At 27.6% G+C, this 12,511-nt stretch carries 9 protein-coding genes and 2 tRNA genes; 6 read left to right on the top strand and 5 right to left on the bottom strand.

Annotated elements, in window-relative coordinates; translation table 11 throughout:
• Nucleotides 1-126: 126 nt before the first annotated feature.
• The 4 genes from RI68_RS04075 to RI68_RS02565 form a co-directional block, all read right to left on the bottom strand.
• Nucleotides 127-285, bottom strand: coding sequence for a hypothetical protein (locus RI68_RS04075; RefSeq protein ID WP_017193676.1), 159 nt, complete (start codon nt 283-285; stop codon nt 127-129).
• Nucleotides 286-340: 55 nt separating this feature from the next.
• Nucleotides 341-1,129 carry a hypothetical protein gene (locus tag RI68_RS02575; protein WP_261974286.1) on the bottom strand — a complete coding sequence of 263 codons (789 nt, stop codon included), beginning with the start codon at nt 1,127-1,129 and terminating at the stop codon, nt 341-343.
• Between the two features lie 1,095 nt (nt 1,130-2,224).
• Nucleotides 2,225-2,299 (bottom strand) — tRNA-Gly (locus RI68_RS02570).
• Between the two features lie 100 nt (nt 2,300-2,399).
• Nucleotides 2,400-2,473, bottom strand: a tRNA-Thr gene (locus RI68_RS02565).
• A 191-nt stretch (nt 2,474-2,664) separates the two neighbouring features.
• Between RI68_RS02565 and RI68_RS02560 the strand changes: the two genes are divergently transcribed.
• The 5 genes from RI68_RS02560 (at nt 2,665) to RI68_RS02540 (ending at nt 10,080) form a co-directional block, all read left to right on the top strand.
• A complete protein-coding gene (locus RI68_RS02560) occupies nt 2,665-2,928 on the top strand; it encodes a cold shock domain-containing protein (protein WP_017193674.1) in 264 nt (87 codons plus the stop codon).
• 108 nt (nt 2,929-3,036) lie between these two features.
• On the top strand, nt 3,037-4,182 hold the full coding sequence (metK, locus tag RI68_RS02555) for a methionine adenosyltransferase (protein WP_017193673.1): 1,146 nt from the start codon (nt 3,037-3,039) through the stop codon (nt 4,180-4,182).
• Nucleotides 4,183-4,253: 71 nt separating this feature from the next.
• Nucleotides 4,254-5,678, top strand: coding sequence for a proline--tRNA ligase (proS, locus tag RI68_RS02550; RefSeq protein WP_017193672.1), 1,425 nt, complete (start codon nt 4,254-4,256; stop codon nt 5,676-5,678).
• A gap of 261 nt (nt 5,679-5,939) precedes the next feature.
• Nucleotides 5,940-7,199, top strand: coding sequence for a hemolysin family protein (locus tag RI68_RS02545; protein ID WP_173362874.1), 1,260 nt, complete (start codon nt 5,940-5,942; stop codon nt 7,197-7,199).
• A 145-nt stretch (nt 7,200-7,344) separates the two neighbouring features.
• On the top strand, nt 7,345-10,080 hold the full coding sequence (locus RI68_RS02540; RefSeq protein ID WP_017193670.1) for a cation-translocating P-type ATPase: 2,736 nt from the start codon (nt 7,345-7,347) through the stop codon (nt 10,078-10,080).
• Between the two features lie 42 nt (nt 10,081-10,122).
• Here the strand turns inward: RI68_RS02540 and RI68_RS02535 are convergent, their stop codons facing one another.
• Nucleotides 10,123-10,626 (bottom strand): hypothetical protein, encoded by a 504-nt coding sequence (locus tag RI68_RS02535; protein ID WP_017193669.1) that lies wholly within the window; start codon nt 10,624-10,626, stop codon nt 10,123-10,125.
• Nucleotides 10,627-11,086: 460 nt separating this feature from the next.
• Between RI68_RS02535 and RI68_RS03495 the strand changes: the two genes are divergently transcribed.
• Entirely contained in the window at nt 11,087-12,469 is a 1,383-nt protein-coding gene (locus tag RI68_RS03495) for an AAA family ATPase (RefSeq protein ID WP_017193668.1), read from the top strand.
• Nucleotides 12,470-12,511: the final 42 nt, after the last annotated feature.

Below are 12,511 nucleotides of genomic sequence, written 5' to 3'. Positions count from 1 at the left end.
TAATAGTTAGTCTTAAAGAATTTTTAAAAAACAAAAAGTGTCTAAAGTTTTGGAACACCTCAGTACTTCCTCGTTTTTAGCAAATAAAAAAACGAATTAAGCGGTTTATTTTTTTTGAATAGGAGTTCAAACAACCAGTCTTACTAATATTTGTAAACTATTCAAATATTTTTCTTCGAACTCAAAATGAATTTCTTTAATTGCGGTTTCGTTATCTTTAATAATTTCAATTTTTTCACATTTTAATTCCATTAATTTTGTTTTTAAGGCGTTCTTATTTGGCATTCTTTTTTCTCATTCATACTTAACAACTCCTTTTTTTCATAATTTCTTTTTTCCTTTAAACGGCTCTTTTTTGAGGAGGGCAACAATATTTTTTAATTTTCAATAATAAGGGAATGACGCTTAACAAAATACCTATCAAAAGAAGATTATTAAGACAAACACCAAAGAATCCTTGGGCCTCTTTGTAATGATCGCCACCCAAAAACTTTAATAAAGAATCATTTAAAGCGCATTTTGAATGAGGATTCATAAAATTATAAGGATAAATATACCATTTTTGATCACTCACAAAACCCAAAAACAAAGAATAAAAGAGATAAAAGAGAGGATGGAACAAAACCATTAAACTTTGTTTAAATTTTAAACAAACTATATCCTGATTAAAAAAATAAAATAAAACATATAAAATAGGAAAATAAGTATGTTCAAAACAACTAATATGCCAAGGATTAGTTGTTAAAAGGTTCCATTCGGAATAAGGAGCAGCAATTAACCACCAAACTAAACCTGTTAACAACATATCCACTAAAACGATAAAAGAAAATAAAGAATATGATTTTCGATGTTTAAATTTAGTAAGACTAAGTATTAAAAAAAGAATGACTAAAAAATTGCTTTGAGCGGTAAAAAAGTACAAAGCAGCATATAAAACACAATAAACAATTAATTTTTTTTGTTCCCGAAACAATAAAGGAGTTAAGTTGAAAAAAGTATTCATTTTATAAAGATATAATACTTTATCCACATAAACAAACACAGCAGTGATTAAAAAAAGAATAATAAATGCTGTTTTAGAAAATGTATTTCTTTGGGTTGTTAGATTATTTCTCATTCTTTTTTTCATATTTAAACTGTAAGATCATCAACTTTAAAATAAATTTCATCAATCTTTTTATTCTTTTTATAATAATATTTATTCTTAAAAGATAGTTTTTGTATCATCTTCTCAAACTCCTTTGCCTATTTTGGTTTTTTTTATAAAAAAGATAAATTTTTTTGGGTTTTCTCATTAACCTGCTTTTATCCTCTGCTGTAATCTGCTATTCTTTCTTTTAGCTTACCGAGGATATGAAGTGCGTCATTATCAGACGTTGTAGTTTGTGAAGCTACTTCAAATAAGGCCTCTTTGGAACCCTTAACAAATAAAAAAATCGCATTAAGCGGTTTAGTTAATTATTTTTTTGAATAGAAGTCTAAACAATCGATCTCGCTAAGATATTTTTTTTCACTTTTTTATTTAATTTAATATGATTCCATTATACTTTTTTGTAATAGTTTAGCGGTTTTTTATTTTTTTTCATAAAAAAGACCTTCATATTTTGAGAATCGTGAGGGTTATTTTTTAAACCAAATCTTTAATTAAGTTTTTTCAGCAATGAGGAAATAAATCACATATTCAAAAAATTAACTTATATTTGTTCTTTGGAATAATATTCTCTCAAATATTTGCTGGTTCAATAACATTTAAATATCAAACAGATTCCGATATAAGAACATTTAAAAGACATTTCTGAATATGTTTTATCAATCTAATTGACTAGCAGATGTGTTTACGTATTTATTTATAATATAATCAATTAATTCAATATGTTATGGTTGTAATTATTATTATCTCCTCCTTTAATAGATAGGACTCTCTACAATTTGATTGTAATAATTCTTTTGTTTAAAATTAAATAATTAGCAATATCAAAAATATGGATGTTTTTTGTTCATCTTTCATTTATCTTTGTGCCTCTTTTTTTCTATTATTATAGGAAATTTATTAACTTTTGGCAATATGTTGAAAATTTTATTTGGGCTTCATTATGTTAAAATTATAAAATATATCTATTTATTTTCATTTCACTCTTTATAAAAAAACATTTTAATTTTATTTTCTTTCAGACTAAAATAAAATTAAAATGTTTTTTTGTTTAATTGATCTAAATTATTATTTTGGAGCGGACGAGGGGAATTGAACCCCCGTCTCATGCTTGGCAAGCACGTATAATAGCCACTATACGACGTCCGCGTTCTTTAAGTCAAGAATTTCGTTTTTTAAAAAAATAATTTCTAAAAAACTACAACATATATATTAACAAAAAAATAAGAAAAATTTAAAACAAAATGATTGGTGCCCTTAACGAGAATCGAACTTGTATTTCATCATTACCATTGATGTGTTTTGCCATTAAACTATAAGGGCTTTTGACGCTCTTGTATTATTTTATCATATAAAACCTAATTTAAGAAAAAATGTTATAAATTAATTATTAAAAAAACTTTTTCTTTCATTTTATTAACATTTTTTATAAATATTTGTTCACTTTCCAAATAAATAATATATAATAAAAGAGGTTAATTTAAACTAATTTTAATAAAGAGGAGTTTTTAACAATGGAACAAAAAAGATTTCAGGGTGAAGTAAAGTGGTTTAGAATTGATATGGGGTATGGTTTCATCCAACTTATTACTGACAAACCTAAAGTAGAAGGACAAACAGACGACGAAATTTTCTTTCATTACTCAGCTATCCAATTAGACAACAGCGAATACAGAACAGAAGGACATCGTTCTTTAAAAGCCGGTGAAAAAGTTGAATTCACTATTAAAGAAATTGACGGACGTACACAAGCTGTTGATATCGTTAAAGTAAAATAATAATTCATTAATTTGAAATATATTTTAAAAAAAGACTTTTAAAGTCTTTTTTTTTAATGTATAATATGTTTTTATTATTTTAAACAAAAAATTTTATGGAGAAAATAAATGAAAAAATTTAGTAGCGAAGCAGTAACTAAAGGTCATCCTGATAAAATAGCGGATCAAATTTCTGACGCTTTATTAGACGCTTATTTAAGTGAAGATCAAGAGGCTAAAGTGGCTATCGAAACAGTTGTTACTAGCCAAAAAGTTATCATTTTTGGCGAAATTCAAACTAGTTCTCCATTAGCTCCTCAACAAGTAGAAAAGATTATTAAAAACACTGTTCAACAAATAGGATATGACAGAAAAAACGAAAATTTTTCTTATGATGAATTATCTATCGTTAATTTAACTCACGAACAATCAGAAGAAATAAATAAAGCAGTTTTAAATAAAGGCGCCGGAGATCAAGGTTTAATGTTTGGTTATGCCACCAACGAAACACTAACCTTTTTGCCTTTGAATTTCTTTTTAGCTAAAGCTTTAGCTTTAAAATTGACAGAATTAAGAGAAAATCAAACTTTACCTTTTTTAAGGCCGGATGGTAAAACTCAAGTAACTATTTGTTATGATGAAAACAATAAACCTCTTTATGTAGAAGCCATTGTGGTTTCTTGTCAACACGAAAAAAATATTACTCAAGAAGAAATTAAAGAAGAGATTATAGAACATGTTATCAAACCAGTTATTGATCCTCAATTAATGAACGAAAAAACCAAGATTTTCGTCAATCCATCTGGTAGTTTCGTTAATGGCGGTCCTGATTCGGACGCTGGTTTAACAGGTAGAAAAATTATTCAAGACACTTATGGCGGGGAAGTTCATCATGGCGGCGGCTGTTTTAGCGGTAAAGATGCTTCTAAAGTAGACCGTAGTGGCGCTTATATGATGAGATATTTAGCTAAAAATATCGTTGCTGCTGGTGTTTGTGATAAATGTGAATTACAAATTTCTTACGCTATCGGAATAGAACAACCAGTAGGTTTATTTATTAATACCTTTAACACTAATAAAGTACCTGAATCATTAATTATCCATACAATTCAACAAAATTTTGATTTAACTCCGCAAGGAATTATTAATCAATTAAAACTAAAACAACCCCTTTTTCAAATAACTGCTAGAGATGGACATTTTGGCAGACAAGATGATTTATTTGAATGGGAAAAAACCGATAAAATAGCTTTTTTTCAAAAATTATTAACATAAATGTTATGAAGTTATATAATATTAATATAAGCAAATGTTAATAAAATAATTATAAACAAGGATTCTAATTTATGAATGTTAAAAAATTAGTCAAAGAAGTATCTTTTCGTAATGAAAATTTTAGTCAATGGTACGCAGATGTTTGTTTGAAATCAGAATTGATTGATTATTCCGATGTCAAAGGTTTTTTTATTTATTTGCCGTATGGTTATTCTCTATGGGAAATGATTCAACAATTTATGAATCAAGAATTAAACAAAACTAACCATCAAAACGTGTATTTTCCTTTAGTATTTACAGAAAATTTATTTCAAAAAGAACAGCAACATATTGAAGGATTCGCACCTGAATCAATGACTATCAGAAAAATAGGCGATAAAACTCTGCCAGAAAAATTAATTATTAGACCTACTTCTGAAGTGTTATTTTCTCAATATTATGCTAAAAAAATAGTTTCTTATCGCGATTTACCTAAATTATTTAATCAATGGTGCAGCGTTGTTCGTTGGGAAAAAACCAATAAACCTTTTTTAAGAAGTAAAGAATTTTTATGGCAAGAAGGGCATACAGTTCACGCTACAAAAGAAGAAGCTTTAAAAGAAAGCTTCGATATTTTACATTTATATAAAAAATTAGGTCAAGAATTGTTAGCCATCCCTTTTGTTTCTGGCAAAAAAACCGAAAAAGAGAAATTTAAAGGCGCGGAAGTTACATATTCTATTGAAGCTTTAATGTATGATGGACAAGCTTTACAAGCTGGAACTTCGCATTATTTAGGAACTAAATTTTCTGAAGCTTTTGAGATCACTTTTCAAGATGCTAATTTGCAAAAACAATTCGCTCATCAAACCTCTTGGGGCATTTCTTCTCGCTTAATAGGAGCTTTAATTATGGTTCACGGTGATGACGAAGGTTTAGTGATGCCGCCTTATATCGCTCCCGTACAAATCGTCATTGTACCTTTACAAATGAACAACGAACAAGTAGCGAAAAAAGCGCACCTTTTATACCAACAATTAAGCACTTCTTATAGAGTGAAAATAGATTTACAAAATAAAAATATAGGTTGGAAATTTAGTAATCACGAACTTAAAGGCATACCTTTAAGAATAGAAATCGGTAAAAAAGAATTAGAAAATGGAGAATTAACTCTTTTTATCAGACACAATTCTACTAAAATAAAAGTGGCTGAAAAAGATTTATTAGAAGCAATACCTCTTCTATTAAAAAAAATTCACCAAGAAATGTATCAAAAAGCTTCTTATCATGTTACAAAGAATACTTATCAAGCTAAAACTTATGATGAATTTAAAGAACATCTGCAAAAAACAGGATATATTAAAATGAGTGTTTATGAAAATGAAGCTGAAGAAATTATTAAAAAAGAGACAGGCGCTACTGCTCGAGTTATTTTAGATGAACCTTTAATAACAGAAATTTGCCCTGTAACCAATAAAAAAGCTAACCAAACAGTTTTATTTGCTAGAGCTTATTAATAAATTAATTTATCCTAAGAAGATCCTTCTGAGGATAAATCACACATGCTTTGACATTTGTCATATTATATGTTAGAATAAAAATAGTTATTTCCATAAAAGTAAAAAAAGGGAAATAAAAGGGGATTTGATTACTTAGATATATGGAAAATGATGATTTAACAGAGAATTTAAATAATACTATTTATAGCCTATTTTTCGCTTGTGCGAAAAATAAGAAAGAGGTTATAAATTAAAGTGGACTATTTCAACGTTTATATAATGATTTTTGGATTAATTTTGTTGAATGCTTTTTTTGCTGCGGTCGAAATTTCGTTAGTAACTTTAAGCGAAAGTAAAATTAATTTAGAAATTAAAAATGGTTCTAAAAAAGCTTTAAAAATAAAAAAATTAAAAGAAACTCCTACTCATTTTTTATCTGTTATTCAGATAATGATTCATATTTTAACCTTTGTTCAAGGTTATCTTTTGAAAAATGATTTAGGAATTCATTTCACAATCGGTTTAGTTGTTTTTTCTATTGTTTTTGGGGAAATTACTCCAAAAAGAATAGCTTTAAACTTTCCTTTGAAAACAGCTTATTTTTTATTAGATCTGTTCAATATTTTTTGTTTCATAACTAAACCTATCGTTTGGTTATTGAACCAGATAAGCAATATTATTTTATATGCTTTAGGAATGGATCCACATAAAAAAAATGATGCTGTAGCTGAAGATGAATTGAGATATTTGCTAAACACTTCTTACCGTAAAGGTATTATCGATAGTAGCGAGAACAATATGATTCAAAACATTTTTGACTTTGATGAAACCAAAGTTTCGGATGTAATGCGTCATAGAAAAGAAATTATCGCTATTAAATCAGATGTTACTCGTGAAGAATTAACTGATTTGATTTGTTCGGAAAAATACACAAGATTCCCTGTTTATGAGGAAAGTGTTGATAAAATAATCGGTATCGTTCACGTAAAAGATGTTTTTAAAGGGTTAATGAAAGTGGATAAAAACCATTTACAATTCAACATTAAAGATTTCCTTCGCAAAGCTTATTACGTAATGGAATTTAAAAACATTAGTGAATTATTTAAAGAAATGCAATTGAAACAAAACCATATTGCTATTGTAGTTGATGAATATGGTGGAACTGCTGGGATTGTCACTATTGAAGATGTAATTGAAGAAATTCTAGGTGATATAGAAGATGAATACGACAAACAGAACCAAGAAATTATCCAAATTTCTGAACACGAATATATCATCAAAGGAACTACTCACTTATACGATATAGAAGAAGAATTAAAAGCAGATTTACCTATTGATGATTACGAAACTTTAAGTGGTTTTATGTTAGGGAAATTTAAAAGAATTCCTGAAAATAACGAAAAAATTAAAATAATTTATAATAATTGGAAGTTTGATGGTTTAGCTCATGACGGTTTAGTTATTACTAAAATTAAAGTGTCTAAAATTGAACCAGTTCAACAAATAACTCAAAACTCTGAAGAACAACCAGAATTATAAAAAGTTTAATCTATTTTAAAAGAAGTTTTTTTAACTTCTTTTTTTGTGCGTTGATAACGATAAATTTTTTTATGCGTTAAAAACGATTAAATTAAAAAAATGACTATAAAATGAAAAAATACTATTAGAAAGTTTTTCCTCGTTTATGGAATCCTTATTTTACCAATTAAATCTCAAAAAATTAGAAAAAGCATTAAATACCGATTTTGCAAAAGGTTTAGATAATACTAAAGTTCAACAAAAGCGTTTAAAAGATGGTTTTAATCGTTTGCAAGAACCGGTTGCTGTTTCCTTTTGGAAAACATTTAGAAAACAATTTAATGATTTGTTTGTTTATCTTTTATTAATAGCATCTGCTATCTCTTTTGTAATGGGTTTTATTTCCCATCAAAAAGAAGAAATTTTGGAAGGTATTTTAATTTTAATCATTGTTTTAATTAATGCTTTTTTGGGCGTTATTTATGAAAATAAAACTCAAAAATCATTATTAATGGTTAAAAACAAAACCAAACCTTATAGTAAAGTTTTAAGAAATAACCAAAAACAATTGATTTCTCAAGAAGAGCTGGTTGTAGGAGATATAGTTTTTTTAGAAACCGGGGACATTGTTCCGGCTGATATCAGGTTAATCCAATCCAACCATTTAAAAATTAATGAATCAGTGTTAACAGGTGAAACTTTATCAGTTGCTAAAAAACATCAAGATAACGATCCACCTTTTAATTTATTTAATGCTTTTAACATAGTTTTCATGAGCACAGTCGTGGTGTATGGCAACGCCAAAGGAGTGGTTTTAGCTACAGGAATGAATACTCAGATTGGTAAAATTACTCAATTTACCTTAATAAAAAAAACAACTAAAACTCCTTTAGAAAAAAATATTGCTCATCTATCTAAATTGTTGAGTGTTATTATCGCTTTTTTAATTATAATCAATTTTTCGTTAAACCTATTGAAACATTATTGGTTTGGCAAAAAAATCGATTTAACCGTTTTAAAACATTTTTTATTTTCTTCTATCGCTTTGGCGGTAGCAGTTATTCCGGAAGGTTTATTAGCTATTATCACCATTATTATGATTTTAGGAATTAAAAAATTAGCAAACCAAAAAGCTATCGTTAAAAATTTAAAAACTTTAGAAATCTTGGGAACTGTGAGTGTTATTTGTACAGATAAAACAGGCACTTTAACTTATAATAAAATGAATATTAAACATTTATATACATCGAACAAAGTTTTTTCGGTTAATAGCGCTTTACCTTTTCCCAAAGATGTTTTAAGATTGGTTCAATATGGTTGCTTATGTAATAATGCTAATACACAAAAAGACCAAAATAACAAGATCAATAATATTATCTCTGATCCTGTAGATCAATCTTTTATTGATTTAGCTCATTTATGGCAAATAGATGTTAATTTATTAAGAGAAGAAAATATACGCCTTAAAGAATTTCCTTTTGACGATAAACATAAATTAATGATTACTATTCATCGATTAAAAAGTCGTAAATATATCATTATTAAAGGAGCTGGAGAAATAATCTGTAATTTATCCAACTATGTAGATTGCCGAGGTGAAATGCAGGAAAAACAGTTAAATAATGAGCATCTGATAAACAATGAATTAACACGAATGACTCAAAAAGGTTATAAAGTGTTAGGTGTGGCTTATGTTGATTTTTTTCAAGAAGAATGGTTGCAAGAAGATATCGCTTTAGATGAATTATTGTCCCAATTGCAAAATAAAATAGTTTTTTTAGGTTTGGTTGCTATACAAGATCCTATTAGGCCAGAAATTTTTGCAGCTATTCAAGACTGTCGCAACGCTTCTATTATCCCTATTATGATCACAGGCGATCATTTATATACTGCCGAAAAGATAGCTAAAGAATTACAAATTTTAAAACATCCGCACGATTTAGCTATTAACGGAGATATGTTGGAACAAATGAGCGAAAGTGAAATGAATACTAAATTACCTTATATTAAAGTTTATGCTAGAACTAAACCAGAACAAAAATTAAAAATTGTGCAATATTGGCAGAAATTAGGTCATATTGTCGCTATGACAGGTGATGGAGTGAACGATGCTCCTAGCATCAAACAAGCTGATATTGGTATTTCTATGGGCGTAAATGGTACGGAAATCACTAAACAAACAGCTGATATCGTTTTAACAGATGATAATTTCAATACTATTAAAAACGCTATTGAAGAAGGAAGAAATATTTTTTTAAACATTAAAAAAAGTATTCTTTTTCTTTTAAGTTGTAATATGGGTGAAATAACTGTTATTTTATTAAATACTTGTTTGGGACATTTCTTTTTCACTTATGATTTTGTTATTCTTAGCGCTTTGCAAATTCTTTGGATTAATTTAGTCACCGATTCTTTAGTCGCTTTAGGGTTAGGTATGGAACCTAAAGAAAAAGAATTAATGAATCAAAAACCACGTAATATTAAAAAAGCCTTACTAACTCCTACTTTGTTTTATAAAATAGCTTTAGAAGGGTTCTTTTTAGGTTTATTAACTTTCTTAGCCGCTTGGATTGGTTATAAGTTGCATCCTCAGGAAGCAGCGAAATACGGACAAACTTTCGCCTTTTTTGCCTTATCTTTGTCGCAATTAGTACATGTTTTTAATTTAAGGCATTTACATAAATCGGTTTTTTCGCTTCAGACCAACTGGGCTTTAATTAAATTCTTTCTGATTAGTGTTTTTTTACAAATGATTATTCTATTCGTTCCTTTTTTAAAAGAAAACTTTCAATTAGCTGATTTATCGTGCAGAGACTTTCTCATCATTTTTATGTTATCGATGAGCCCTTTATTAGTGGTAGAGATAGCGAAAAAAGTTTTAAAAAGAAAGATTAATGATTAATAGATAAAAAAAAATAGATGATGTAAAAATCATCTATTTTTTTTATAAAAGAGTGTCGGTTATTGGCTCTAACATAATTAAATAACAATTTTGGGCGGATTTAGTTAAATGGAGATAAAAATGAATACCTACGGAAAAACTATCTCTAAATTTGTAAAAACCAGGGTTAAATTTAATATATGTCCTAGCGAAATAAATTTTTTTATCGATTAAATCATCGATATTTTTAATAATTAATTTTTTCTCTAAAGTATTATATTTGATATTGCTCTCTTTATTGACTAAAACAAAATTTTTAACATATTGATCGGCTGTTTCGACAGCAGAAAAACCTTTTAAATAATTTTTCCAAATTTTACTTTTGGGTAATTTATGAGAATTAATCATTTTTTGTGGATCAAAATCTAAGACAATTGGTTCTATAGAAATGTTTTTGTTAACAGGGATAAAAGATTTTATCATTTGGTTTTGATAAAATATCAAAATAGGTGTCCAAAATAAAATCCCTACCAATAAATTAATGAAGATGGTTTTTATTTTTAACATTTTTTAACCTTTAATGTGTATTTTTAAATAAACATCATTACGACAAGGGACAAAATATCAATAAAAACTGCTTTTTACTGATATCTAAAAAAAGTATCCCTAAAAATAATAAACTTTTTTAAAATCACGTCGTAAAAAAAATATTATTGTCTTTGATTTTACTCATTTTAACCATCTTTAAAACAAATAATCCCAAATTATTTTCAAAAGTGTGATATTATAAATTTTTAAGATAAAAATAAAATAATTTTCACAAAAACTTTCCTTTTTCCATTTTTATCAACTTATTTATTGATGCGCTCGTTTCTGTCTATTGTTTAAAACATTATAACATGGGAAAATAAATCATCAATATATCCTTAAATTGGTAATAAAAAGATTTTTTTGAGATAAAATAAATTTTGTAAAATTATTTATGTCAAATCATTTTCAAAAACCTGAAGAAAGGGATTTTTTCCAAATGAATAAAACTGTTAAAACATGTCTAATTTGGAGTATTTTAATGATAATGTCGATTTTTTGGATAAAAATAAATGCTAATTACGTTGCTGGTAGAGGTAAACCGAGAAATATAAACACAAATGATATTGGTGGAAATCCTGATCCCAACAAACCGACAATAGTTGATGCAAAAGAACAAGGAACTAGAGGAGAGAAAAAAGAAGGAAAAAACAAGAATAAAGGCAAAGTTCCTCAAAAAAGAGATCCAACAGGACAAGAACCTAAAAAAACAAAAAAAGAAGATAAACCTAAAAAAATCAAAGAAACATCCACTTCATTAAAACAAGATGCCCCAACCAACAATAACTCTTCTAACAATAACGATTCTAATAAAACTGATAAAGTTGGTAAAAACATTAACTTTTCTGATGTAGCAGGCATGGAAGAAGAAAAAAAATTGATGAAAATCATTATTGATTTTTTAAAAAATCCTCAAAAATACGAAGATGCGGGAGCTTACACACCTAAAGGAATTTTATTGTACGGTCCTCCGGGAACAGGTAAAACTTATTTAGCCAAAGCGGTCGCCGGAGAAGCTCAAGTCAATTTGAAAGCTGTTTCTGGTACAGAATTGTTGCCTCATTTCATTGGTGGTGGGGCTAAAAATATGGAAAAACTTTTTGAAGATTTAAAAAAGAATGCTCCTAGTATTTTATTTATCGATGAAATTGACACTTTCGGAGGAAAAAGAAATGATAACAATAACAAAGAAAAAGAATTGTTGATTGAACTTTTAACCCAAATGGACGGTTTTAAATCTAAATCTGATAAAGTTCCTGTGGTGGTTATTGCAGCTACCAACAGAAAAGAAATCTTAGATGAAGCTTTATTAAGGCCAGGAAGATTTGATTATTTAATTGAAGTAGGTTTACCTGATATTAACGCTCGCAAAGCAGTTTTAAAATTAAAAGCTAAAAATAAAAAACTCTTAGAAGAAATAGATTTACGTCAGTTAGCTAAAGAAACGCAAGGGCTAAATATGTCTCAATTAGATTCACTTTTAAATATAGCAGTTCTAATCCAAATAGAGAAAAACCTTCCTTCGATCAACCATCAAGTTATTGAAGAAGCAAAAGAAAATCTTTTATTAGGTTTATCTAAAACGACTAAAAAATATAATATAGATGAAAAAAGGATGGTTTCCTTGCATCAAGCGGGTAAAATATTAGTCAATGGCGTTTTACAAACCCATTGGATGAGTTCTTTGTCTAAAGTCCCTCATAATAACAATAAATTAATCGTGTTAACTAATAAAAATCAAAACGAAAATATCGCTAATAAAGAAAGATTGCTAAAAGAACGGGTGAGACCCAACAAAATGGTACCAAAAGAAAACAACTAATTTTTCTAAAATAAATACCTTTTAGAAAAAATTATTTATTAA

The sequence above is a fragment of the Vaccinium witches'-broom phytoplasma str. VAC genome (assembly GCF_000309405.1).
GTDB lineage: Bacteria > Bacillota_I > Bacilli_A > Acholeplasmatales > Acholeplasmataceae > Phytoplasma.
This window is presented reverse-complemented; position numbering and strand designations above follow the sequence as displayed.